21 protein-coding genes are annotated in these 25,970 nt (G+C 28.2%); 2 read left to right on the top strand and 19 right to left on the bottom strand.

Annotation, left to right across the window (positions count from 1 at the left end; all coding sequences use genetic code 11):
• Positions 1-570: 570 nt before the first annotated feature.
• On the top strand, positions 571-975 hold the full coding sequence (locus EDL80_RS04925; RefSeq protein WP_158407061.1) for a hypothetical protein: 405 nt from the start codon (positions 571-573) through the stop codon (positions 973-975).
• Between the two features lie 1,751 nt (positions 976-2,726).
• Here the strand turns inward: EDL80_RS04925 and secA are convergent.
• From secA to EDL80_RS04910, 3 genes are all read right to left on the bottom strand, one after another.
• Entirely contained in the window at positions 2,727-5,339 is a 2,613-nt protein-coding gene (gene secA, locus EDL80_RS04920) for a preprotein translocase subunit SecA (protein ID WP_158407060.1), read from the bottom strand.
• A 325-nt stretch (positions 5,340-5,664) separates the two neighbouring features.
• On the bottom strand, positions 5,665-6,132 hold the full coding sequence (locus EDL80_RS04915) for a hypothetical protein (RefSeq protein WP_158407059.1): 468 nt from the start codon (positions 6,130-6,132) through the stop codon (positions 5,665-5,667).
• A 1,105-nt stretch (positions 6,133-7,237) separates the two neighbouring features.
• Positions 7,238-7,633 carry a hypothetical protein gene (locus EDL80_RS04910; protein ID WP_158407058.1) on the bottom strand — a complete coding sequence of 132 codons (396 nt, stop codon included), beginning with the start codon at positions 7,631-7,633 and terminating at the stop codon, positions 7,238-7,240.
• 384 nt (positions 7,634-8,017) lie between these two features.
• Here EDL80_RS04910 and EDL80_RS04905 point away from each other — a divergent pair, with 384 nt between their 5' ends.
• A complete protein-coding gene (locus tag EDL80_RS04905) occupies positions 8,018-8,866 on the top strand; it encodes a P44/Msp2 family outer membrane protein (RefSeq protein WP_158407057.1) in 849 nt (282 codons plus the stop codon).
• A gap of 1,398 nt (positions 8,867-10,264) precedes the next feature.
• Here the strand turns inward: EDL80_RS04905 and EDL80_RS04900 are convergent.
• The 16 genes from EDL80_RS04900 to EDL80_RS04825 all read right to left on the bottom strand — a co-directional run bounded on the left by EDL80_RS04900 (position 10,265) and on the right by EDL80_RS04825 (position 25,218).
• Positions 10,265-11,143, bottom strand: coding sequence for a P44/Msp2 family outer membrane protein (locus tag EDL80_RS04900; RefSeq protein WP_158407056.1), 879 nt, complete (start codon positions 11,141-11,143; stop codon positions 10,265-10,267).
• A gap of 361 nt (positions 11,144-11,504) precedes the next feature.
• On the bottom strand, positions 11,505-12,353 hold the full coding sequence (locus EDL80_RS04895; protein WP_196587316.1) for a P44/Msp2 family outer membrane protein: 849 nt from the start codon (positions 12,351-12,353) through the stop codon (positions 11,505-11,507).
• Between the two features lie 1,460 nt (positions 12,354-13,813).
• On the bottom strand, positions 13,814-14,731 hold the full coding sequence (locus tag EDL80_RS04890) for a P44/Msp2 family outer membrane protein (protein WP_158407054.1): 918 nt from the start codon (positions 14,729-14,731) through the stop codon (positions 13,814-13,816).
• Between the two features lie 22 nt (positions 14,732-14,753).
• Positions 14,754-15,701 carry a P44/Msp2 family outer membrane protein gene (locus EDL80_RS04885; RefSeq protein WP_158407053.1) on the bottom strand — a complete coding sequence of 316 codons (948 nt, stop codon included), beginning with the start codon at positions 15,699-15,701 and terminating at the stop codon, positions 14,754-14,756.
• Positions 15,702-15,721: 20 nt separating this feature from the next.
• Positions 15,722-16,579, bottom strand: a complete 858-nt coding sequence (locus tag EDL80_RS04880) for a P44/Msp2 family outer membrane protein (RefSeq protein ID WP_158407052.1) — start codon at positions 16,577-16,579, stop codon at positions 15,722-15,724.
• 63 nt (positions 16,580-16,642) lie between these two features.
• Positions 16,643-16,966 (bottom strand): P44/Msp2 family outer membrane protein, encoded by a 324-nt coding sequence (locus EDL80_RS05195; RefSeq protein WP_158407051.1) that lies wholly within the window; start codon positions 16,964-16,966, stop codon positions 16,643-16,645.
• Entirely contained in the window at positions 16,963-17,469 is a 507-nt protein-coding gene (locus EDL80_RS04870; protein WP_158407050.1) for a hypothetical protein, read from the bottom strand. The genes EDL80_RS05195 and EDL80_RS04870 overlap by 4 nt, the downstream gene beginning before the upstream one ends.
• Positions 17,470-17,478: 9 nt before the next feature.
• Positions 17,479-18,378: a P44/Msp2 family outer membrane protein gene (locus EDL80_RS04865; RefSeq protein ID WP_158407049.1), complete on the bottom strand. Its 900-nt coding sequence runs from the start codon at positions 18,376-18,378 to the stop codon at positions 17,479-17,481.
• Between the two features lie 23 nt (positions 18,379-18,401).
• Positions 18,402-19,226 (bottom strand): P44/Msp2 family outer membrane protein, encoded by an 825-nt coding sequence (locus tag EDL80_RS04860; RefSeq protein ID WP_158407048.1) that lies wholly within the window; start codon positions 19,224-19,226, stop codon positions 18,402-18,404.
• Positions 19,227-19,247: 21 nt separating this feature from the next.
• Complete coding sequence (locus tag EDL80_RS04855; protein ID WP_158407047.1) at positions 19,248-20,096, bottom strand: P44/Msp2 family outer membrane protein; 849 nt, start codon at positions 20,094-20,096, stop codon at positions 19,248-19,250.
• Between the two features lie 23 nt (positions 20,097-20,119).
• Entirely contained in the window at positions 20,120-21,016 is an 897-nt protein-coding gene (locus EDL80_RS04850; protein WP_158407046.1) for a P44/Msp2 family outer membrane protein, read from the bottom strand.
• Between the two features lie 16 nt (positions 21,017-21,032).
• On the bottom strand, positions 21,033-21,800 hold the full coding sequence (locus EDL80_RS04845) for a P44/Msp2 family outer membrane protein (RefSeq protein WP_158407045.1): 768 nt from the start codon (positions 21,798-21,800) through the stop codon (positions 21,033-21,035).
• A 27-nt stretch (positions 21,801-21,827) separates the two neighbouring features.
• Positions 21,828-22,700: a P44/Msp2 family outer membrane protein gene (locus EDL80_RS04840; protein ID WP_158407044.1), complete on the bottom strand. Its 873-nt coding sequence runs from the start codon at positions 22,698-22,700 to the stop codon at positions 21,828-21,830.
• 15 nt (positions 22,701-22,715) lie between these two features.
• Positions 22,716-23,549: a P44/Msp2 family outer membrane protein gene (locus tag EDL80_RS04835; RefSeq protein WP_158407043.1), complete on the bottom strand. Its 834-nt coding sequence runs from the start codon at positions 23,547-23,549 to the stop codon at positions 22,716-22,718.
• A complete protein-coding gene (locus EDL80_RS04830) occupies positions 23,546-24,271 on the bottom strand; it encodes a hypothetical protein (RefSeq protein ID WP_158407042.1) in 726 nt (241 codons plus the stop codon). The genes EDL80_RS04835 and EDL80_RS04830 overlap by 4 nt, the downstream gene beginning before the upstream one ends.
• A gap of 83 nt (positions 24,272-24,354) precedes the next feature.
• The gene (locus EDL80_RS04825; protein ID WP_158407041.1) at positions 24,355-25,218 is read right to left on the bottom strand and encodes a P44/Msp2 family outer membrane protein; all 864 of its coding nucleotides are present in this window, start codon (positions 25,216-25,218) and stop codon (positions 24,355-24,357) included.
• Between the last annotated feature and the right edge of the window lie 752 nt (positions 25,219-25,970).

Raw genomic sequence — 25,970 nt, 5'->3', positions numbered from 1 at the left:
TAAAGATTGTATAATTTACGTTATTGCTTTCCTTAATTTATACAATGAAATACGAAATATGAACTTTATTTTTAGGTATTTTTGAATATACATGTTCTGTGTATATAAATATTATGCTACTTGAATTGTATGTATTTTATAATATTGAGAGTTATCGTCATGTATGAATAAACATATATGGTGGCCATTAATAAGCCTTGTTAGAAAAATTATTAAGTCCTATGTATTTTATTATTAATTAGTATAAATATTGTGTCATTTTTAGGAGAAGTAAGTTATTAAAATATACGGTATCTTAATAATTCTATTCTATTTGTAAAATTATTGCTCAATTAAAGTGAGTATTATTTATCAGTAAATATAGTTATGTGATATTTGTGATTATTAAAGAAATTTTGTGCTTACTAGGTATACACAGTAATTATTGAATTATTTAGTAAGTTAAATTGCCACTTGATTTTAATTATCATAGTTTTATTATAATTAAGTTAAAAAAATAAATTTTTTTGCATAAAATTTTTAATAAGTTATTATATAATATATAATTAGTATTAATAATATGGTTCTTTTATGACGTACAATATTAGTTTGTTAGTAGAGGAAAATGATATTTTCAACGTTTATCGTGGTGAAATGCATTTGAATTCACCTGGAAGTAATTACTATATGAGTGGATCTGTTACTAATCAACTTACAGGAAATGTAGGAGAACTAGATTTTAAGTATAATAATGTAACTATTGATGATTATTATGTGAAGTGTGATCTTAATATTGTGCTTCGATTTTATGATTCTAATGAAAAAGGATACCAAAGTACGTTTTTTAATAGGAACTTTAAAGTATCAAGTGTAGATGGAGATACTGTAGTATTAGTAGATGATCATTGCCCATTATTGCAGGATACAAAAAAAATAAAAAGTGACACTGGACGTAATTGTCTTGTGATGTTTGTACATTCAAATGAGAAACCTTAAGAAAATTATCTGTTTGGTGGTAATGAATCTAGGTTGTTATTTTGGTAGTCTATTTCAGTAGTAACATAACTATGAATTTATCTTTGGAGTAAGTGAGTTTTTTATATTACCTTTTATATAAGCTAACGATGTTATAGTTTTATAACATTAAAATATATATGTTATGATATGAGGGAGATCCTTGTATCATAACATTATTTTTATTGTGTTTGTATATAAGAAAGCTTACTTGTCAGAATTTATAATCTTATGTTATAACATTAACCTAATTAGTAGGATTCTATAGTTGTCTTAAAATATACGCAGGAGTTAATGTTTCTGTTGTATTATTCAATAATACGTATGTTAAAAAAGTTTATCATTTTAGTGTGGTTGTTTTTATTATAGTGAATATTATTTGATTTGTGAGTATATCCAATACTTTTCTTTTGATATATGCGATATTTATTTAATGTAATTATTTTATCGTAATACTGTGCTTTGTTATGTTGTATGTGTCAATTTTTGGTAGAATATGTATATAGTATTAGTATCATAATGTTTTAGAGTTTTGTTTATTAAAACTTGTAGTCTTTTATTAGTTATGAATGATATTAACTTATTATGAGTGTGTGATACAGATTATATGTAATAATCTATCTTTGATTACAGAAGGTTGGTAAATATTTGTGTATATTACTTGATAACTTCTGTAATAAGAAAATCAAGATATTCTTGTAAAAGCTTGTTATAAGTATAAAAAGGCGAATTTATTATGATTTTTATATAGTGACTAAATGGGAATGATATGTAAAAGAAAACTCTTGCTTATATTTTGTATAAGAATTTATTGATTATATGGTGAATGTATAAAAACAAAACTATTGTGGTTTTTGTGTAACAATTGAATATAAATGCTGTTGAAAAGAAAGTTCCTGCTAATACTTTGTATAATGATTTTTTGATTATGTGATGAACATATAAACAAAATTATTATAGTTTTTGTATGACAACTGAATAGAAGTGCATTAGAAAGAAAACTTCTGCTAATACTTTATATAATGATTTTTTTGATTATGTGATGAACGTATAAACAAAATTATTATAGTTTTTGTATAACAACTGAATAGAAGTGCATTAGAAAGAAAACTTCTGCTAATACTTTATATAATGATTTTTTTGATTATGTGATGAACATATAAACAAAATTATTATGGTTTTTGTATGACAACTGAATAGAAGTGCATTAGAAAGAAAACTCCTGCTAATACTTTATATAATGATTTTTTTGATTATGTGATGAACATATAAACAAAATTATTATGGTTTTTGTGTAACAACTGAATGTAAGTGCGTTAAAAAGAAAAAGTTCTATTGATCTTTTTATACAAGAATTTGTTAAGGTTAAGTAGATATTAGTAATGTGTTATACCTATTATAGATTACACATTGTTTATGTCTTACTAAATACTTCTAAACGTAGTCAGTAAAATCTGTGAATGTAATCCTATATGTAGGATAATAGTGGATTGTACGTAGATTATGTATGAGAAAAATTCTTATGTTTCATGTGAAACATAGGTAGTTAAAGTAAGCATACTAAAATAGTTTTTTAAGATTGTAATATCATTTTATATAGAATAATAATACTGGATAATAGCATATTGCAAAATTATTACTATGTGATGTTGATGTCTTATTATTACAATAGTTATAAAGAAAACTTGTATGGAATTTTAATATATCTTGTTTAATTCTCGTATGATTTTAAACTAAGTATTTTCCCCATGGCAGTGTTTGTATTTTTTTCCTGATCCACAAGGACATTTTTCATTTCTTGATATTTTAATGGAGTTAATATCTTGTAGATTTTCCAAATTATTTAGTTCGTTACTATAGCTTTGAAATGTACTGTCTGATTTTAGATGAGCTAATCTTTGTATTATTAGTTCGTAAAAGTTGTTCATCATATTTTCGAGCATAGAAAATGCTTCAGATTTGAATTCATTTAGTGGGTCTTTTTGTGCTATGGATCTTAAGTTTATCCCACATTTTAAACCATCTAACGCAGCAAGGTGTTCTCTCCATAAATAATCTAGTGACATTATCATTACTTTTCTTGTAAGAACATCCCACATATCCTTATCTTTACTTGTAAATTCTGCTATTTTTTTATTGAAGAAGTCATCGGTAGTTTGGTTTATATATTCTATAAGTTTACTTTTGCTATCAAATTCACTTATTGTGTTATAGTCTAACGTTATGCTATATATTCTTGTAATCTCTGATGAAATTAACTTATAAGTTTCATCATCTAGGTTGTAATATTTATCATGTATTATATTATTAACTATATCAGTATTAATATCTTTGTATATTAAAGAAATATTATAAGACTCATTGTCTAAAATACGATTTCTTTGATCAAAAATAACTTTTCTTTGTTCGTTTATTACATTGTCAAATTTTAATAATGATTTTCTAATATCATAATTTCTTGACTCGACTTTGTGTTGTGCTTTTTCAATAGCTCTACTTATCCACGTATGCTGGATTGCTTCACCTTTTTTCATGCCTAATTTTTTTAGCATGCCTTTTATTTTATCTGACCCAAATATTCTTAACAGGTCATCTTCTAATGATAAAAAGAACTTCGATAATCCTGGGTCTCCTTGTCTTCCTGAACGTCCTCTTAATTGATTATCTATTCTCCTACTTTCGTGACGTTCTGTTCCAATTACACATAGCCCTCCAGCTTGTATAGCTATCTCCTTATCTTTGTTTACTTTTTCTGCAAGCTGTTGATATTTTATATTTATTGTTTCTTTGTCTAGGATGTTGGCAAATGCTGTTTTTGCTAACATTTTAAGGTTACCACCGAGCTGTATGTCTGTACCTCTACCAGCCATATTTGTAGCTATAGTTATAGTTCCTGGTATCCCTGCTTGTGCTATTATATATGCTTCTTGTTCGTGATAACGTGCATTTAGTACAGAATGTTTTAACTTATTTTTTGTGAGCAGTTTTGATAATATTTCTGATTTTTCAATGCTTATTGTTCCTACCAGCACAGGTTGCAATTTTTGATTACATTCAGAAATAAATTTTATTATGGCATCAAACTTTTCTTCTTCTGTACAGTATATGTCATCATTTAAATCAATTCTTTGAACTGGTGTATTTGTTGGAATCTGTACGACCTGTAGGTTGTATATTCCTAGAAACTCTTCAGCTTCAGTTGCTGCTGTACCAGTCATGCCAGAAAGCTTTTTGTACATACGAAAATAGTTTTGAAAAGTGATAGAAGCTAAGGTTTGATTTTCATTGTTTACATTTAATTTTTCTTTTGCTTCAATAGCTTGATGTAATCCATCTGAGTACCTCCTACCATCCATCATACGACCTGTGAACTCATCTATAATAACTATGTTACCATTTTTTATTATGTAATCTTTATCTAGAGAAAATATTTTATGTGCACGTAACGCTTGAGTAATGTAGTGCATGATTATCATATTATCAATGTCATATAATGAGGTATTAGAAGAAATTAATTTATGTTGAATTAACAAGTTTTCGATTTTTGTAATTCCACATTCTGTTAAAAAAATATTTCTATGTTTTTCTTCTAATTCATAGTCTTCTTCACTTAGCTCATATATTAATTTATCTATTTTGTTGTACATCTTTATATCTTGGTCTATTTGCCCAGATATGATTAAAGGAGTTCTTGCTTCATCTATGAGAATTAAATCTACTTCATCAACTATAGCATAGTTAAAACCTCTTTGTACCATCTCATTTTTTGAGAATTTCATATTATCGCGTAGATAATCAAAACCTAGATTGTTATTTGTTGAATATACTATGTCACAATTATAAGCTTTTTTTCTATCTAAGTCATTTGTATCACTTAATATACATCCAACAGTTATTCCTAAAGAATTGTATAGTTCTCCCATCCAATCAGCATCACGTTTTGCTAAATAATCATTTACTGTTACTACATGTACTCCTTTTCCTTCTAAAGCATTTAAATATGCAGCTAATGTTGCTACTAATGTTTTTCCTTCACCTGTTTTCATTTCTGATATCATACCTTTGTGTAGTACTATACCTCCTATAAGTTGAACATCGAAGTGCCTCATATTGAGTATGCGTCTTGACGCTTCTCTTACTACAGCAAATGCAGGTACCAATATATCATCTAGGGTTTTTCCATTTTTTAAGTTATCTTTGAATTCTATAGTTTTATTTCTTAGAGATTCATCAGAAAGAATTTGAAATTCATGCTCTATTGCATTAATCTCATCCACTATTTTGTACAGTGACTTTATTAATCTATTATTTGTTGAGCCAAAGATTTTTTGTGCAATATTTAGCATATGTGTTAAAACAGCGTTTAATTTGTTAGGTTGTGAATTATATGATTAAAAACATAAAAATACAATAAAATTAACAGACAGCAAAGATGGGTTCAGTTGTGATTATTTATATTATATTAACGAGTTATAGAATCTTATAATTAGGATTCAGTACTAAACCTACATGAGGTGTTTTATATAAATAAAGCCAGTAAGTTATATAAGAAACTATAAAGCTAGCCAATAACAAGGCGATACAAAAACACACACAATAAAGCAGATATAGAATCTACTTTATTGTGTCATATAGTCTGGAAGTTACTTAGGCCAGCATATATTTTTCATTTTACTCTTCTTCTTCTATTTGTGCTACTTCAGCGTGTTGTTCTTCTTCTACTTTAACTTCTTGTTCTTCTTTGTGCTCTCCTTCAATTTGTTGTTGTTCTTCTACTTTGTGTTCTACTTTAACTTCTTGTTCTCCTGGCTTGTGTAATGAGATTGTTATGTGATCACCGTTGAAAACAAGGTTACCACCTTTATCTTCAGCTTCTATATGTCCACTATATGCACCTACTTCAGGTAATCCTGGGCTAATTGCATGTTGTGTAAATTCATAAAATAGAACATGCTTATTAGGATCACTGTGGTCTGAATTTATATGTCCTAAGAAATGACCAAGAGTTCCTACTAGGCCATGATCTAAGTTAAGATCACTATTGAAGTTACCATCATTGTTTACAGTAATTTTTCCTACGTAATGCATTGCGTTGCCATCAATTGCGATGTCAACATCAAATTCGCCAAAAATCGCCATAATGATTTACCTAAATTTATTAATAGTCAAATTATATGATGATTAATATTGAAAAACAACATATTTTAGTTCTTTAATGGGAATAAATTCCTTTAAACAGGATATTTGTGTGTTAAAAGAACTACAAACTGATATATGTGTACGTTATATAATTACTTTTTATAACTTAGCTTATGATTAATCTAAATATATACTTATATATCTGATAATTAATTGTTATAATAGTTAATAATTATGAACTTATATAATAATTTATATTTTTATTCCTTAATTTCACTTAATAGGGCAGTTACTAATACATATTAAATGATAGTGTTATATAAACAGTGGTACTAAAAATTGTAAAATAAATATTATAGTGTACAGTATTAGCAGATGTATACTAATAATATTATTATGTAAGATGCAAAGATTATCTTACAAGTCATTATTATAGTTAAAAAAAATAGTTTAGTTATGTAATAAATATGATTAAATAATCTACTCTATTTATAAAAACCTTTTGAGTGAGATAACATAGTTATTTATTTAATTGTACTTAAGACTATAAAATTTATTATACAATAAGGTTAATACATATATAATCTTGAGTATGGATATAGCTTTTCCAAATAAATGATTGACAGTATACTAGTTATTAAATTTTATGTATAAAAAGTTCAAATAGATGTCGTCTTATTTTATATCAATTGTATTATATTCTTGAAATGCCATTAGATTTGTGCCTGTCACTTGAGATTACTACTTTTGCGTATCTTGAATATACATTCCTGAACCTACAGTATTCAAGAGAAAAGTAGATATTACTAATTCATTGTACACAGTGTGGTCTACTACATTGTAAAAGAATAAATAAACAAAAGCTATTTATATTAATTTTAACACCTTTACAGTTGAACATAATATTATTAAGTGTATATGTTCAAAAATTTAAGTGTACTTTATCATCCAGTAAATAAATACACCAACTACCCTCCCTCTTCCATAAACCATATATGACGCCAATATTACTGAACTAAGAGCATAATTAACAGAGTGTTATGCTTTAAAAAACTACTTTGTTGAATTAATACTTTTAGTTATTCCATCATTAACAAAGAGGACATTAGGTATAGTCGGTATTTCGCTCTACTCTTATATCCTCAATTACATCTCCTAAAGTGTCAACTAAAGATTCTATTTTATCTTTGTCTATTTGAAAATTAAAGTCACCACAATTCACATTTATGTAATGTTTTGCAAAAAGAATGTTCATATTGCCATCTAAAGATTTTAGCTTAGAAGCTACTTTGTCATATGTTTCAAGTACTAAATGAGCTGTGAACTCGTGCTCTTTCTCTGTGGGAGATACTTTTATTGTCAAGTTTACAAAGGGTTTTTCATCTGGTGCATAATCAACATACTTCTCGTCATACTTTAGGCCACCATTTTCTGTATTATAGCTAGAATTGTTGTAAAACTTGTAACTGTCAACTTCGTTGTGAATATTTAAAAAGTCCATACATTACCCTAAATTTATAACAACTTGTTAGTATATACTGATTATTGTATAAGCACAATACATTTATTATGTATATGGTGTAATGACTTCTATAATTATTCTTAATCTTTTGTACATTTTTACTGAAATAACATAATCCTTTTGAGGGAAATAAAGGAGAATATTGTTAGGTTAGTTTTAGGTATTCTGATGCATTTATAACACTAATTATTGTGGTTTTTATTAATTATGTTGCTTAATTATTATATTATAGTAAGAGAATAGTATGTATAAATATATTATTAGCTAATAAGTGATGTATTATTGTATCACCTGTTCCATATACAATGCTTGACTTGCTATACTTTGTCGTAGTACACTGCGCTAGTTTACCTTTGGTTATTAATGGATAAAAAAATGAATTATAAGAAATTTATTTTAGGTGTTACACTAAATGCGTTGTTATTTTCTTTGTTACCTGAACGTGCTGTATCTAATACAGATATTACTGAGAATGGAAATAGGTTTTATGCTGGTATTCAATATAAAGCAGGTATACCACATTTTGATGATTTTTCTGCTTCAGAGACAATCCCTGGTTTAACTAAGGGTGTATATGGTTTAGGTTTAGATTTAGCTAAATCTGATATTACAAAGCGTTCTAATTTTACAAGGGTGTATAATCCTACTTATAGTACTAGTTCTACTGGATTAGGTGCTATGTTTGGTTATTATTTTGATAACGTAAGAGTGGAACTTGAAACATCTTACTTGAATTTCGGAATTGAAAGGCAATGGTATCCTGAGGGAAGTGAAAGTCACAAATTCTGTGCTGTAGCTCGTAAGGATAATGCAAGTACTAATTTAGAGAATGATCATGAATTTGTAGTATTGGAAAATGATGGAGTTAAAGTTAAAACTTTAAACATAAATTTTTGTTATGACGTTGCCCATGGAAATATTCCTTTAGCACCTTATGTATGTGCTGGTATTGGTGGAGATTATATAAAGTTTATAGGGGTGTCATTACCTAAGTTTTCTTATCAACTTAAATTTGGGGTGAATTATCCTATGAGTAGTCGTACTATGCTATTTGGTGGTGGATATTATCATAAGGTTATAGGTAATCAGTATAATATGGTGAAATTAGCTTATCATCATGAATTAAGTGCCATGCCTAAATTTACTTATGTTTCTGCTAATTTAGATGTTGGTTATTTTGGTTGTGAGATTGGGATTAGATTTTTCTTGTAGAAAATTATTTTAAGTTGTTGTTTTCTTTTGCAGTGTTATTGGTACTGTTGATGAGGTAATGCTTTTAATATTTGTTTTTAGGGTAGTAGTCTTAGGTATCTATAATAAGGAATATAATTTGTATAGTTTTCTATAGTATTATAGTTTTGATGGAGTATGGAGCATCCATTATTATATAAAAAATATAACAGGATGTTTATAATCTTTTGTTGTTTTTATTGCTTGAGTAAATAAATTGATATGTTTAGTTTTATATAGCTTTTTACTTTATATATGTAATTTTTGATATAGTAGTTTAAGTACTTGTGAGTTGAAATTTTGTTATTCAATGAAATGTAATGCTTATAACTTGAATGTTTATATTAAAAGTGTGTAATTTTGCTAGTGGATTTTTATTAATGTTATAAAGTACTTTTACTACAGATACATTACTATTTTTTGTAAGCTATATAGATTATGTACTTTTTGTATTTGTATAAATATTAGTAGTGATTTGAAGTGTATGTTGTTTGTTAGTTGTGGCTTAAAGTATGTTTTTAATTAGTATAAAAAGTTTTGTGAATTATGATATCAGAATTTAGCGCTTTTTAGTCTGTGTTTATTTTTTATGTTGTATAGGTATAAGTTTTTATAATGTCAATTATATATTGAAAAGCTATGTGTTATATCTAGCGTTTGAATATAAGGTGATTTATTAGGTATATTATTTATGCTATGTAAACCTTAAAGGTGTGAAATATAAGTTTCAATATCAAATCTAATGAATTATACATGTACCGTATTTATAGTTTTTCCTTTTTATATATCTGTATTATTTTGCATTAGTGGTAGCATATTTATATGCTTTTTGAGTTGTACCTATGTGTAAAGTAGTAATACTATCCTGATAGGTTATGTATAATTTCATTATACCGAAAGTAAAGCTAATTATGTTTTTCTTGATTTGTTTAATAATTAAAATCTTTTTACCTTATAAACTGTTAATATGTATTTCTGTATGGGTAGTTGTATAGAGATTTACATTAAGTTATTGATTTTTTAGAATATACTGAATAGATATGACACCTGTAATAGAGTAATGAGTATGTACTTTTCTTATTGGTAACTTGTATATACAAAACTGTATGTGCATTTGACAAGTCGGTATTATGCTAAATATTAAACAATACAAATACTGCAATGATAATTATATATTACTTAAGCATATAGTATATTTACTTAATAAGATGATATATCAGTAATATAAAAAATAGCTAACAATTCAAGTGTATGTCAAATCAACCAGTAATACACAATTGTTAGCTATTAACACATAACAACTGGTTATAATCAATTGCAAACGTAAAAAAGCTATCTAAATATACTTAATTGTCAGTCAATTTTAATTATAACTTATAGTTAAAATACGAACCTTCCTCCAATTTCAATACCGAAGTGGCAAACATCAAGTATTGCTGATGCAAAGCCTGGACTAGGTATACTGGATGCTTTACTAGTTGAGGTGAATATCTTAGAAGTAGTAATGTCTTTAAATTCATTACCTATAACCCTATGAAAATGCCCACCTATAAAGATAGAAGCTTCAGGATTGATTGAATAACTAATACCTAACTTTCCTTGATAAGATAGTTTAGGATTTGTAGCATTGATTACTGATACTAAATCAGTGCCAATACCTGCACATATGTATGGAGAAACCGGTATCCCTTCAAGGGTTATATCATAGCATGCGTTTAACATTAATGAAATGTCTGTTAAATTTTCATTTTTTACCATAACAGATGAAGCTAATGTTGCACCATAAGTACTACTCTGTTGTGTTGTATCTAAGGCACAGTACATATGTGCATCATTTTTATAGTTATCACCTGGATTTTTTACATCGAAAGTTTCATAAGATACTTCGAACTCTATTCTTGGGCCATTCATTGAGTATCCAATTGCTCCAGCAAAACCTAAAAATGGATTGTTTTCATATTTAAAAGAATAGTCTTTTTCAGTAAAAATAGAAGAATTGTTATTACTGTTACTTTCTGATGTTGGCACTTTAACTCCATCCCAATCTTTTTTTATACCAAATACTGTTTTAGTATCTCGGGAATCTTCTTTGATTGACATTTTACCAAAATGTGATGCAGTTGGCACGTACTTTGCACTAATGTAAACGCTAGCTTTTTGCGTAATATCCTCCTGTACTGGATCAGAAAAAGATACTCCAGGTAAGAAGGACACTAATGATATTAGTGCACTTGTTATAAAAATTTTCTTGCAATTCATATTACACCTAATAATGACAAATAAATTAACAATAGTAGAAGTAAAAAATAAAAGCAAGTTATAATGTAAGTTTTAGTATGAAATACTATTAGTACGTGTAAAAAAAAATTAATAATTGTACAAAAGTAGTAGTAAAACTTATTCATAAGTTACTATTTTTAAGTATAAATACAAATTTTGTGTAAAAATATACTTAACTAGTATACATAAAAAATATATTGATTTACATATAAATACTCCTGTACGTAATGTATAATTATTATGGAATACAAGGGAAAACTTGAGAGAACTCTACGTTTTCCCCATACGATACTACAAAATTTCTTTTTGTCATTATTTTGTATGTATGAAACACAAAATACTAGAAAGTAAACCTGACTCCTAGTTCACCACCAAAGTATCCAGCATCAAGAGTTACTGAAGCAGAAGTACTTTGAGGAGCGTCTGTTAAAGTTACAGGAAGTTTTACAGGTATTTTATTGAATTTGTTACCTATTAATCCATGGTAGTACCCACCAATAAATGCAGAAATTTCAGGGGTAATTGGGTAACTGATACCGATTTTACCTTGATAAGCAAATTTTAGATTTATATCGTCAAATATAGATATAAGATCTGCACCAATACCAGCACATGCGTATGGAATGAAAGGCACTCCTTCTGCTGTAATGTCATAGCATGCGTTAAACATTAATGATGAAAAAGCTATGCCATCATTTTTCAGTACAACATATTTGTTAGCTGTCATAGTGTCTGCTCGAGATAAAGCGTCGTACTTATAGTAATCACTTGTATCGGTTTCATTATTTGGGTTTTTTGGATTGAATTTTTGGTATGCAGCTTCAATTTCTACTCTTGGTCCATCCATAATATAACCTATGCTTCCTGAGAAGCCTGAAATGAAGTTATTTTGGGCATCGAAAGATACATCTGTTCTGGTGAAATCTCCAAATGTTTTTATAGAACCGTCCTTTTTTAATCCAAATACTTTTTTGGTTGGAGATTCTGTACCGTAAATAGGAGTTTCTTCAGCAGAGAATTTTCTAAAATGTGGTATACTTGGGTTGTATTTTGCACTTATGTAGAATCCTTCTTTAGAGTTTTCATTTCCCATGTTACTTGAATTTACAGGGTCTGCAAAAGACTGATATGGTAAAAACGACATTAATGAAATTAATGCACTTCTTACGAGAATTTTTTTGTAATTCATATTAATAAACCTTTTATAAAAGATAATAAATAATTTAAGAATAATAAAATAAGTAAAGAAAAGCAAGGTAGAATGTAAATTTTCTTTAAAAATTATAGTTATATCAATTAATTTTTCAGAATAATTAATATAAAACTATAAAATAATATATGTCAATATTGTTTAAATCATTAATTATCATAGTATACAGCGTTATTTTAATGTACAGAAGCTGTTTTATAATTATGATAAAAATAATATAACAAGTTAACAATTATAACCTTTAGATATTAAGGTATAAGAAATTGTATGAAAAGTAAATTAATATTTAACTATAATACTTACAATACTAAATATTTCACAATAAATAAATAGTGATAATCTTTACAATAGGTAAGTATATTTATTATATAATTATATTTGTTTTTTATAAAGTAATTGTAGTTAATTCTAAATTTTATATATATATACTTTATTATTTGAAGTATTTTTATGTAACACTATTAATATATGTTAAAGGAAAATATTAATAAAAGAATAACACAATATTACAAGTATAGTACATGATGTTTATTATTGTAAGATGTTTGTATATGTAGGTGTATTTTACCTATATTCATAAATGTAAAGTAATGATTAGAATAAAGCATCTTTATTCTATTGTGTAGTTTATAGTTATTTAGTACATAGAACTTATTTTAGGTTTTTGAGAATTAGTGGTGTAGTTATTTGATATAAAAATTTCAGTATGTGTAATGGTAATTATATATAATAATTTAATTATTTTTTCCTTGTACGTAGATAATACTCACTCATGTAGTATAATCTTATCATATAGTACATAACTAATATTAAACTTGTTTTTGTGCACAGGCTTTATGAATAAGATGTAAAGAGTTTTTAGAATTCTTGCTAAAGTGATACATGTAACTAGTCAAGTGATGCTTTAAGGATATTTAGCAAATATTATAGTGTTCTGAGTTTGTTAATCTTGCTATTTTGTAAAAACTATATCATGTCTAATTAGTTATGTTAGTAGAGAGTGATGCATATGTTTTTTTTTTTTTGGATTGCACGAGTACGTATAGACATATAATACTAATCTATGTTGTGTAATTTTGAGTTGTATAGCTTTAATAAGATGGTTTATCAATATTTTCTGCTATTAAAGCTTTGCATATTTAGTTAAATGCTGATTGATAGTGTTTTGAAATTTTACTATGTAAAGTAAGTAACATTACTTAGAATGTGCTGATATAGCGTTAGAAATACCATGTCAGTGTAATCTATTGTTCAAGTTTGTACAGTAAAATAACTGACACAGGATATTTTGTGTGTATTTATAATAGCACGTATGCAACTATGTATATCAGTATTATTAATATAATCTGATATACATAGTACATAGAAAAAGATTACATATGTATAGTATTTATTAAGCTACGATTTATTACCTACAAAAATTTTATTTTTGACGTAACTTATAACTTTAAGCTTACCCTTACTCCAACTTCGCCACCGAAATAATTAATATTGAGTGTAGCTGTTGCAGATGTTACTAAGGGTGTATTATAAAGGTCAGCAACATGAATAACTTTAAGATTTTTAAATTTGTTGTCTGCTACTTTGTGGTAATATCCATCTGCAAATAATTTAATATTGCTAAATATGGGATAGCTTATACCAATTTTACCTTGATAAGCAAGCTTTAGGTGTAAGGCATCAAAAAATTCTATAGCATTTATGCCAATGCCTACACACATATAGGGTGACATTTTTAGTTTTTCTATAGAAAAGTCATAGCATCCATTAAGCATAACAGATGAAATAGATACCCCATCATTTCTCATAACTGTATGATGTGTTCTGAATGCATACTGTCGTTTTGGTTCAAATGGTTTGTTTCTGTTCATAGCACGTGCTAGTGCAAAATACCGATGTGCATTGTGTAGTTTATAACCGATTGGGTCTTTTACATCAAAGAATTCATAAGATCCTTCTAATTCGATTCTTGTGCCTTTAGTAGAAGAGTATCCAATAGTTCCACCAAAGCTTATAGTATTATCTTGAAATTCTGCAGTGTATGGATGATTGAAGTTAGTAGATTCTCTAAGACCCTTGTAAATTTCTGGCGGCTTCTTAAGTTGAGGAATAACTGGACCTGCATCGATATCTAAAGGTGCAATATCTTGTTTTGCAGCTACTAAATTTTCTGTGTTAGTATTAGTTTCTTTAACTGAGAAATTACTAAAGTTAGAAACACTTGGTTTATATTGACCACTAATATATATGGCATAAAGTATTTCAGTATTATTGTGTATAATTTCTGATAAAGATATATTAGGTATAAATGATAACAATGTTAATATTATACCTGTTGCAATGAGTTTATTTTTCATACGTATCCTTTTTAATTGCAATTTATAATTTTAAGCCTAATCTTATTCCAACTTCGGCTCCGAAATATCCTATATTAAGTGTCGCTATTGCAGATGTATACCATGGTGCATGGTGTAGATTAGCAACATGAATAACTTCTAAGTTTCTAAATTTATTACCTGCTACTTTATGATAGTATCCGTTTGAAAATACTTTGATGTTGTTAGATAGTGAATAACTAATGCCAATTTTACCTTGATAAGCGAACTTTATATGTAAGGTATCAAAAAATTCTATAGCGTTTACTCCAGCACCTGCACATATATAAGGTGATATTTTTAATTCATTTACATGAAAATCATGACATCCATTAATCATAACAGATAGGATTGACAGACCTGTATTTTTCATAACTGTATGATAAAAGTTGTTAAAAACATTGTCTATCTGATATGGTTTTGGCTCAAATTTTGTATCATGCATCTCACGTGCTAGTGCAAAATATCTATATGCATCATATAATGTGTATCCACCAGGATCCTTTACATCAAATATTTTATAAGATCCCTCTATTTCTATTCTTTTACTTTTTGAAGGTTGATAACCGATTGTTCCACTAAAGTTTATTATGTTATCTTGAAATTCTGGATTATAAGGAATATTAAAATTACTAGGATGACTAATACCTGTAGCTTTAATTGCGGGTCCAGGATTTCGATTTGTTCTGCTTGCAATAGGTTTGTTATTATTTGTATGTACCTCTAAAGATGTAATGTCCTTTTTAACACCTATTAGATTTTTTGTATCGGTGTTAGTTTCTTTAACTGAGAAGTTACGAAAATTAGAAACACTTGGTTTATATTGTCCACTAACATATATACTATACTGTGTGTGAGTATTGTTATTGTCGTTAATTTCTGAAAAGGATGTGTTAGGTAGGCATAACAAAAATGCTAGTACTGTACCTGTAAAAGTAAGTTTGTTTGTCATAAAATCTCTTTATTTTGTTATTAGAATGTAAATCTTGCGCCAATTTCAGCACCAAAATAGTTTATATCAAGTGTAGCAGCTGCATATGTAACTTTAGGATTGTTGGCAAGCGTACGTACTTGTATAGTATTCAAATTTTTAAATTGATTGTTTTTTACTTTGTGATAGTACCCATCTGCAAACAGGTTAACTTTAGGAAGTATGAGGTAACTAATACCAACTTTGCATTGATAAGCAAATTTTATATGTAGAGTTTCAAAAAACTCTATTGTATCTGCACCTATGCCTAGACATATATAAGGCGAGGCTTTTAATTTATCTCTAGAAATGTCATAACATCCGTTTAGGAAAACAGACATGACCGATATACCATAATTTTTCATTATGGTGTAATATGCAAGATCAGAGGTATTGTTTTTTTTGTTACTTTGAGGTTGATATGAATTTTTTTCTACATTTCTTGCTAAAGCAAAGTACCTATATGCATCATTTACATTATAGTATCCAGGATTTTTTACGTCGAATGATTTATAAGAACCTTCTATTTCAACTCTTAAGTTTTTTGGAAGGTACTGTCCGATAGTGCTACTGAAACTAATAATGCTATTTTGAAATTGTGCATGATATGGTGTTATAAAATGCTTAGGACTACTTATTCTATCATTATTGTTGATATTTGTGTTATTAATATCTGATGTTAGAGCTATTAATAATCCAATATTATTGTCTTTTTCAGTAATTGAAAAATTTTTAAAAGTTGGTATTGCTGGCTTATATTGTCCGCTAAAATATATATTTGACATTTCTGCACAAGATATATTAGGCACAAATAACACAAGTGTTAGTAGTGTATTAATAAAAGTAAGTTTGTCTTTCATAATAATTCTCTTTTAGTTGCAATTTATAGTCTTAATATTTGTCTTAATCTGATTTCGACTTCGTCACAAAAAAGTATTGTGTTGAATGTTAGTATATATAGGTAGATTTGCAGATTCTAATATGTCATAGGATTTTGGATTTTTGAGTTTATTGTTTATTAGTTGAGTGTAATATACGTTGGCAAATGTTGTAGTTATGGTAGATCTGATATAATTGGTTTCTGATTTAATCTTATATGCTATTTTAGCATAAAATATTTCAAAAAAATATACTGAATTTTGAATAACACCAAAACATGTATCAGTTGCTATTTTTACACTATCTAAAATTGAACTGTAGGGCTTATTAGTCCTAAGTGACGTTATTAGTATTCTATAACTTTTCATAATATTGTGTAATAATTTGCTGTTGTTATTTTGTGTGACTTAGTGGGTAGTATTTTACGAGAAGTATTTGTTTCATATACTAATGCAAAATATCTATGTTTACCTCTTAGTTGATAGTTACTTGGGTTTATGACATTCAATTTTTGATGTTTATCTTCTAGTGTTCTATTATTAAGCTTATATCTAATAGATAGGGTCAGACTATTTATGTTAATATGTGATTTTCGTTCATGAAATAGCTTAAGATTTCTTACATGACTGATGTTGACAGTGTGGGATTTATTCTCAGGAGCAATATGATTGTTATAACTGTTTTCTTTATGTTCTAATGATTTGTCTACTAAAGAGTTATTTAAGACACAGTGGGCTAGCTTATACCCTCTACTAAAGGAGGGATATAAATATGTGTTAGTACTGCTGCGTGTAGTTTGTAAAAAGTGTGCATTAGATGGAGTAGATAGATATATTGGTATCTTTGGTGAGAACAAACTGTTTTTAATCATATGACCTCCTTAAAGTATAAACCTTAATCCGACTTCACTACCAAAATAGTTGATATTTAGAGTTGCTGTTGCTGAAATATTATCAAGTTCTATACTTTTAGTATTTTTACCAAGAACGTTATGTGTAGTTTTTAATTTGTTGAAATTATTTCCTATAACATCGTGATAATATACATTAGCAAACAATTGGTAATGAGAAAATGGTGAATAGCTAATACCTAATTTGACTTGGCATGCAAGTTTTGTATGTAATTTATCGAAAAAATGTATTAGATCTGTACCAATGCCTCCACATATGTGAGATGATATTTTATTAGATTGTGATGTAAAAAATTGATAGCAGTTATTGGCCATCACAGAAATAATAGATATTCCGTTATTTTTCATTACAACATAATTATTATATTTAGGGGTAGTTTTTAGTGAAGCATCTGATATAGAAGATGAAGTTTCTCTTGCTAAAGCAAAATATCTATAAGCATCTTTTATGTAGTCAGCATAAATAAATCCTGTAGGGATTTCTGCATCAAATTTTTCGTAATGAACCTCTACTTCAAAATTTAAGTTATTAGTGTAAAAATACCCAATTGTTCCACTAAAATTTGATGTAATATTCTGAAATTTTGGTGTGTAAGGTTCATTAAATGCAGAATGATAACTTAGTATGTCATGAGTATTTGCTTCTCTTTTTTTGCTTAGGCCAATTACTTGCTTAGTATTAAAATTGGTTTCTTTTATTGAAAACTTGTTAAGTACAGGAAAGTCTAGTTTATAATTTCCAGCAAAATATAAACCAGAGTATTTGTTTGTACTATTATTTGTCGGAATTGAAAGTACCTGATTAGGTAGAAAAGACAGTAATGAAAGTACTAACGCTGTGTTCAGAATTAACTTTTTATTTTTTGTCATAAACATCTCTATAAGTATATTAATTAAAATGTAAATCGTATTCCAGCTTCACCCCCAAAATAAATTACGTTCATAGTTACTATTGCAGTAGTAATTTTAGGAGAATATTTTAGCTCAACAGGATCAAGTACCTTTAAATTTTTAAATTGGTTATTTATTACCCTGTGGTAATATCCATCGACAAATAGGGTAACATCGGGTAGCAGTGAATAACTAATACCTATCTTGCCTTGGTAAGCTAACTTAACATGTGTAGCCTCAAAGAAGTCTATCAAATCTTGACCAATACCTACACATACGTAAGGTGATACTTCTAACTTGTTTGATAAAATATTGTAGCATCCGTTAAACATAATTGATGTTACAGATAAGCCGGTATTTTTCAATACGGTGAATTGTCCATAGCGGTGGATATTCATAGGTCTGACTAAAGCGAAATGCCGACAAGGTTCTAGTGCTCCTTCACATTGGTCATAGATGTTAATGTCGAATTTTTCATAGGAAGCTTCGATTTCTAATCTTATACCTTTATGAAAAAGATATCCAACAGCCGCACCGAAACCGGTGCTGCTGTCCTGAAAGTTTGGACCAGAAGTATCTGAAAAGTTACTAAACTTTTTGATATCTGCTGTAAAACTGCTCTTAAGCCACAATAATTTTTCAGAATTAATATTCGTCTCTGTTGCTGACAGGATATTAAAGTTTTGAACTCCTGGCTTATATTGTCCACTAATATATAGCCCAGTTTTTTGATTATCATCATTATTACTTATAGGTCCTGAAAATGATTGAATAGGTAATAGTGATAATACAAGTGCAACCCCTAGCAATGCATTTTTGTAATTCATAAATTTTCCCTTATATTTATGTTAAAATATAAATCTTGCTCCAACTTCACCACCAAAGTACCCTATGTCGAGAGTAGCAACTGCAGAAGAGCTTTTAGGAAAATCAGAAAGCTCAATAGAATGGTGAATATGTAAATTTTTGAACTGATTACCTATAATATGATGATAGTATCCATCAACAAATAAGCTGATTTTAGGAGATAAGTAATAGTTAAGACCAACTTTACCTTGATATGCAAGTTTGATGTGTAAAGTATCGAAGAACTCAATAAAATCTTCACCAATACCTGCGCATACATAAGGTGATAGTGGTAGATCATTTAAACGAAAATCATAACATCCATTTAACATTATAGATGTAACGGATAGCCCATTATTCTTCATTACAGTAAACTCTTTAGGCTTCTCTTTGTTCATACTGCGTACTAAAGCGAAGTATCTATAGTAAGCACTATCGCTGGAATATCCTTCAGGACTTTTTACATCAAATGATTCGTATGCACCTTCTATTTCTAGTCTTATTCCTTGGGGGGTAGTGTACCCTATAATTCCACTAAAACTTATTATATTATTTTGGAATTTTACAGAATATGTATCTACGAAATTATCGGCACTTCCAAGAAGGTTCTCTGGTTTTGCATCTTTTTTTAATCTTGCTAATTTTGTTGTATTAAAGTTAGTTTCTTTTGCTGAAAAATTAGTAAAATTGGAAATTCCTGGCTTGTATTGTCCTGTAAAGTATATACCAGAAGAGACAGGGTTAGATACAATTTCCTCAGTCTGGTTTGCTGAGAAAGATGCAATAGGCAAAAATGATAATAAAAGTGTAAAAGCTGTTCCTAATATAATAGATTTTTTATTGTTATACATAAAATTTCTCCTATTTCTTATTATTAAAATATAAATCTAAATCCTAATTCTCCTCCGAAATACCCCACGTTGAGACTAGCTTCTGCTGAGGTAAAAAAGGGCGCATATTTAAATGTATGTGCGTATTGAACGCGTAAATTTTTGAATTGGTTACCTACAGATTTGTGGTAATAAGTGTCAGCGAATACATGAACAGAAGGTGATAAGGAATAACTAATACCTAACTTAGCTTGATATGCAAACTTTATCTTTATTGCATTGAAGAACTCTATAAAATCTCCACCAATACCTGCACATGCATAAGATGATATTTTTAAGTCGTTGTTAAGTAATAAATCGTAACATCCGCTGAACATCACGGATGTAATAGATACACCGTCGTTTCTCATAAAAGAGTAAAAAGATCTATAGTTTTTTGCTGAATCTTGGACATCCTTTTCTGGTTGGAATGCGTCTTTTGCCTTATTACGAACTAGAGCGAAATATCTATAAGCATCATTTTCTGTGTTGTAATTTTTATGTGGTTTAACGTCAAAGTTCTGGTAAGAAGCTTCCAGTTCTAGTCTAAAACCTTTATCTGAATAGTATCCAAGTGTTCCACTGAGTCCACTAAAGTTATTTTTGAATACTGGATTATATTCAGTATTAAAATTTTCAGCTACTCTAAGTGTATCGTATTTAGTATCTGGCACATTACTTTTTAGGCCAATAATATCTACTTTTCTATAACTTTCTTGTACTGAAAAATCTGTAAAGTGGGAAATACTTAATTTGTAATTAGTACCTAAATATATTTGAGGATTGTCAGGTACTTGAGTGTTGTCGCTGTTATTTGGGTATATTGCGAATGATTTAATAGGTAAGAATGCTGATAATGATGCTAGTAATATAACATTTGCAATATTAATTTTCTTTTTCATAAGTATATGACCTATTTTATAATTTATTAAATATAATCCTTAGCCCAATTTCGCTACCAAAGTACCCAATATCAAGGTTAGCTAACACAGGTATGACTTTTGAAGGAGTATGGATATATAAATCTTTAAATTTATTACCCATGATTTTGTGATAATATGTATTAGCAAAAAGAACGAAGTTATTATTTAACCGATAACTTATGCCAATTTTTCCTTGATATGCAAATTTTAGATATGTTGTATTGAAAAAGTTTATAGTATCCCCGCCGATACCTGTGCATAAATATGGGGCTATAGATGAATTTCCTATTGTAATATCATAACAGGTGTTCACCATAAAAGATGTAATGATGATATGATTACTTTTATCAGTGGAACCTTTGGTGATTGCTGTATATGTTGTTAAAAGATGCTTGTTGTTATTTATTGTTGGTATGGTATCTGAGTTTTCCATGTTGAATTTCTCATGAGAACCTTCTATATCAAGTCTTAATCCAAGAGATGAATAGCCAATTGACCAACTGAAACTATGAATGTTATTATGAAATTTTGTATCATATTGAATAAGAGTATCATCGTGTTTTGTTTCATTTATTTCTTTTAGTGAGAAATTCTTAAAATGTAATACAGTAGGCTTATATTGGCTAGTGATGTATATGTGGGAATATTTTCCTTCATTTTTAGTGATATTATCTATCAATACTGAAAATGATTCTACAGGTAATAACGTAAGAGAAAGTAATGCTACTATGTACATTTTTGTAATACTTTTCTTGTTATTCATAAAAATATTCCTTATTGATGAGTTTTGCTAAAATGTAAAACTTAAACCAACTTCACTGCTAAAGTACTCTATATCAAGTGTTAGCAATGCAGTAACATCATATTCTGGTTGTCTGTTAGGTAATCTCTTTAATTCAAAAATCTGTATAGTAGGTAAATCTTTGAATTGGTTCCCTATGACTTTATGATATTGTCCACTGATAAGAAGGGTTGTGTTTGGAGTAATTGAATAACTTATACCAATTTTCCCCTGATATGCAGCCTTTATTTTCATTGTATCGAAGATTTCTATAAAGTCTCCACCAATACCAAAACATATATATGGTGTTAGGTTATTACGTTTCTTTTCATAACATAGGTTTATCATATTAGATATAATAGTTAACCCATTATTTTTTAGGATAGTATGACCAGTAGAGTATTTAGGTATAGAAGGATCATTAAATGCGAGCATATCGTGAAAGATTAATTCTCGTGGTATAGCAAATAATCTGTGTGCATCTTTGATTACATGTTGCACAAGGTCTGATACATCAAATGTTTTATATGCACCTTCAAGTTCTATTCTCAAATTTTTTAATGAAGCTCCAATAGATGTAGTGAATGCTGATAAATCATTATCATAGTGTTGATAATGTTTGTTGTGTGATGATATAAAATTATGGGGTGTTTTTTGTAACTCATGAACTGAAATATTTCGAGTATTTATATGTACTCCTAATGTTCCTTTTGTATCAAAATCAGTTTCTTTTATGTTAAAGTTTCTGAAGTTTGATATACTTGGTTGATAGTTTATTGTTACATAGGGTTTTACTATATTAGCCTCTGAAAAAGCTATTTGTGGTAAAAGATATGTTATTAGTAGTACTAGTATAAAATTTAGATAATGTAACTTTTTCATGTGTGAATACCATAATTAATAAATAAACCTAATTCCAATGCTACTGCTGAGAAAATTAATGTTGAGTCTTACTGATGATGCCTGTGATAGGTTATGATAATTAGAATTGATACCATAAGTAGGTATGTAAGTCAGTTCATTAGATAGATGACTATGAAAAGATCCATCAATAAATAATGCTAAATTTGGTAAAACGAAATAGCTGATGCCAATTTTAGCTTGGTATGAAAATTTGAAATGTACTTTATCAAGAAAATCTATAACGTTAATTCCTGCACCAACACATAAGTATGGAAATATTTGAGTGTTTTTAGGTGGGACGTCATAACAAACATTAACTAAAATTGGTGATATTTTTATACTGTTATTTTTTATTAAATAATAATAATGATTGTTATAACTAGGATGAGATTCAGTCTTCACAAGAAAGTACTTGTAAGCGTCCTCGTAAAAGTATTCACTAGGTACTTTGAGGTCAAAATTTTCATAAGATACCTCTAATTCTACTCTATAGTTATTTAATTTAATACCCATATTTCCACCAATTCCTAGTAGACTATTTTTATATGTGGGATTGTGCTGTACAGTGAAATTAGAAAGGTTGTTGTCACTGACAATAAAATTACTGGCAATAGGAGGCATGGTTTCTTTTAATGACAATAATGCCTGTGTATAATTATCTCTTATTGTTACTGAGAACTTATTAAAATATGAAATACTTGGTTTATACTGTCCACTTACATAAAACTTGTAATTGCTTAGTGAAGAATTATCATTATTTTCCGAAAAGGATACTGATGGTAACAGAAATATTAAACATGTCAGTATAAAAATATTTTTGTGATTCATAATATAACCTTAAAATAGTTGTAACTTAAGAAAGAATGTGACAAATTTAGATGTTTAATTGCAGAGATTGTTGTCTTAACACTAGTAGGGTTGTTTTGTACTAACTTGAAGAGAGAAGTTAGTATTTTTTTGTTGTTACATGTAAAAGTTTTAAAATTAGTAGCGTAACTTGCCATAAACTTCCTCTTATAAAAAAACTTGTACAGCTGTTTGGAAAAACCTAAAAAAAACTTTTTTATATCTGAGTGTGATAAAGCTAAATTATCAAATGTTGCTTTGTAATAAGTAGAGAGAAAAAAAGATAATGTTTTTTGTTGAACCAGAGATATAAAAGTACTTATTTGATGACCGTTTACTGTAACTTCAGTGTTTCTATGTGTATTACAGCTATGTAATGTATGGAACTTATTATTAAAAAGTATATTATTTGAAATTTCTGCTGAATTTTTGAGTTCTAAATAAAACTTGTGGCTGTGTAAGCAGGTAGATATTACATGAAAATTGTCAAACACTTGATTAGTAATATTAATACTAGGATTCTGTAAACTAGATATTGTAGTATGATTGTGTTGTGTAATAGGAAAATTATAAGGACGACTTATAGTAGAATTAAAACTTACACTAGGTATATTATTTGGATAGTTAAAAGATGCAGATGTTAGTAAAAAGAAAGATATTATTCTATATAGCAAAGAGCCACTAAATATCTTTTTGTTATTCATAACTGCATAACCATTAACTTATATAACTTAATAAAAAAAATACTAAATTTTAAACAGGTAAGTAGCATCGTAGACTCTCAAAATTACCCCAAAATAAACCTTACACCTATACTACCACCGTAGTATCTTATGTTTAGTAATGCTGACGCAGTAGTGACAGGTGGACTTAACCTTAAGTACTTTTGTTGTGTTACAGGTATTTTATCGAATCTTTTGCTTAATAACCCATGGTAATAACCTTCTGCAACAGCTATGATATTAGATGATACAGGATAACTAATGCCTAGTTTAGTTTGATATGAAGGTTTGATACTATACTTGCCTAAGAAATCTACTAAGTCTGCACCAAACCCAATACATGAGTATGTAACTAAATTTTTTATTTTAGTATTTACATCATAGCAAGCATTAACTAATAGTGATGTTGATTTAATCCCATTATTCATTAATGTAACATATTCATTGGGAGTAAAAAACCGGGTAATACGACCATAACTAGAAGCTGACCTTGCTAATGCAAAATATTTCTCATGATCAAGGATCTTATACCCTTCATTTTTCAATTGGAATGCCTTATATGATACTTCAGATTCTACTCTAAGACCATTATGGTAGTAACATCCTAATACACCAGAAATTCCTAAGTAACTGTTTTCATAATGCGGATTATACCCAATAGTAAAATTATCTTGGTTTCCTAATGTAGCAGCCAACGTAGTATTAACTTGTACATTTTTTACGCTAGAAAATTTTCTTAATGCAAAAGCATCAATAGTATTATACCCATCTTCTTTAATATCTAAGTGTGATAAATAATGCCCTGCAGGTTTGTATTGAATAGCTGTATAAAAGCCTTGATAAATACTCTTATGTGAGTTAACTGCTAAAGAAACATGTGGAATGAGCAACATTGCTACCACACGTAAAAAAAACTTACTATAACTCATATGTACCCAACAACTAAAATAAATAACCTAAAAAGCGCTACACACTCATGTTAATTCAGGATTATGTATATTAGAGTTGAAGAAACTGACAACACACACTGTAGCATAACCTGACACACTTGCATATAAGCATAAAAATATAGTAACAATTAGTTTTATTCTATAAATAATATTTAGTCAAATAAAAACTTGTAAAATATTTAGGAAATGTCTTGTATTACATTTAGGATAACAGATGGAGAATACAGTATTTATAATTGTATTATAATATAATTTGTAGTTACTTAGCGGGAAATTTTGGAATCATTCAGTAATAATATATTAGTATAACAATAACTTATGTTGGTTTAATCATGTTAAATGTGTAATGTGTTAATACTAGTAAGTTAAACTAATACTACGTAGCATATAATATACATTTATTGTAATTAGGTATTATGACAATATTGAAGTTAATAGATTGTTAATTTGTATCGGGATTGTGTGATACTGAGATGTTCACTATATAGTTTAAAAAACTAATTTTATCTGTAAAAAATTTTGTAGTAGCTAATATTTTTTGTCTGTTAATAACTAATAATGAATAACTTATATAATTGAATACAATAATTTGTGTTGTGATGTTTCACGTGAAACATACACTACTTAAGTCTTGTATGCTATAGTAATATTGATGCCTGATGTAATAAATGCAAGTTAAGTTTGCTTGATTTATGTTGTTTTTGTAAGGTATTCCGTGATTGCATACATAA

Source organism: Ehrlichia ruminantium, from assembly GCF_009728835.1.
Classification (GTDB): Bacteria; Pseudomonadota; Alphaproteobacteria; order Rickettsiales; family Anaplasmataceae; genus Ehrlichia; species Ehrlichia ruminantium_B.
This window is presented reverse-complemented; position numbering and strand designations above follow the sequence as displayed.

Excerpts from the sequence above, each read along its gene's own strand:
- EDL80_RS04835 (WP_158407043.1), bottom strand. The coding sequence starts at position 23,549 with ATGAATCACAAAAATATTTTTATACTGACATGTTTAATATTTCTGTTA.
- EDL80_RS04895 (WP_196587316.1), bottom strand. The coding sequence starts at position 12,353 with ATGAATTACAAAAAAATTCTCGTAAGAAGTGCATTAATTTCATTAATG.
- EDL80_RS04890 (WP_158407054.1), bottom strand. The coding sequence starts at position 14,731 with ATGAAAAATAAACTCATTGCAACAGGTATAATATTAACATTGTTATCA.
- EDL80_RS04900 (WP_158407056.1), bottom strand. The coding sequence starts at position 11,143 with ATGAATTGCAAGAAAATTTTTATAACAAGTGCACTAATATCATTAGTG.
- EDL80_RS04830 (WP_158407042.1), bottom strand. The coding sequence starts at position 24,271 with ATGAATAACAAAAAGATATTTAGTGGCTCTTTGCTATATAGAATAATA.
- EDL80_RS04860 (WP_158407048.1), bottom strand. The coding sequence starts at position 19,226 with ATGAATTACAAAAATGCATTGCTAGGGGTTGCACTTGTATTATCACTA.
- EDL80_RS04910 (WP_158407058.1), bottom strand. The coding sequence starts at position 7,633 with ATGGACTTTTTAAATATTCACAACGAAGTTGACAGTTACAAGTTTTAC.
- EDL80_RS04845 (WP_158407045.1), bottom strand. The coding sequence starts at position 21,800 with ATGAATAACAAGAAAAGTATTACAAAAATGTACATAGTAGCATTACTT.
- EDL80_RS04855 (WP_158407047.1), bottom strand. The coding sequence starts at position 20,096 with ATGTATAACAATAAAAAATCTATTATATTAGGAACAGCTTTTACACTT.
- EDL80_RS04840 (WP_158407044.1), bottom strand. The coding sequence starts at position 22,700 with ATGAAAAAGTTACATTATCTAAATTTTATACTAGTACTACTAATAACA.
- EDL80_RS04865 (WP_158407049.1), bottom strand. The coding sequence starts at position 18,378 with ATGACAAAAAATAAAAAGTTAATTCTGAACACAGCGTTAGTACTTTCA.
- EDL80_RS04915 (WP_158407059.1), bottom strand. The coding sequence starts at position 6,132 with ATGGCGATTTTTGGCGAATTTGATGTTGACATCGCAATTGATGGCAAC.
- EDL80_RS05195 (WP_158407051.1), bottom strand. The coding sequence starts at position 16,966 with ATGAAAAGTTATAGAATACTAATAACGTCACTTAGGACTAATAAGCCC.
- EDL80_RS04925 (WP_158407061.1), top strand. The coding sequence starts at position 571 with ATGACGTACAATATTAGTTTGTTAGTAGAGGAAAATGATATTTTCAAC.
- EDL80_RS04870 (WP_158407050.1), bottom strand. The coding sequence starts at position 17,469 with ATGATTAAAAACAGTTTGTTCTCACCAAAGATACCAATATATCTATCT.
- EDL80_RS04825 (WP_158407041.1), bottom strand. The coding sequence starts at position 25,218 with ATGAGTTATAGTAAGTTTTTTTTACGTGTGGTAGCAATGTTGCTCATT.
- EDL80_RS04885 (WP_158407053.1), bottom strand. The coding sequence starts at position 15,701 with ATGACAAACAAACTTACTTTTACAGGTACAGTACTAGCATTTTTGTTA.
- secA (WP_158407060.1), bottom strand. The coding sequence starts at position 5,339 with ATGCTAAATATTGCACAAAAAATCTTTGGCTCAACAAATAATAGATTA.
- EDL80_RS04905 (WP_158407057.1), top strand. The coding sequence starts at position 8,018 with ATGGATAAAAAAATGAATTATAAGAAATTTATTTTAGGTGTTACACTA.
- EDL80_RS04850 (WP_158407046.1), bottom strand. The coding sequence starts at position 21,016 with ATGAAAAAGAAAATTAATATTGCAAATGTTATATTACTAGCATCATTA.
- EDL80_RS04880 (WP_158407052.1), bottom strand. The coding sequence starts at position 16,579 with ATGAAAGACAAACTTACTTTTATTAATACACTACTAACACTTGTGTTA.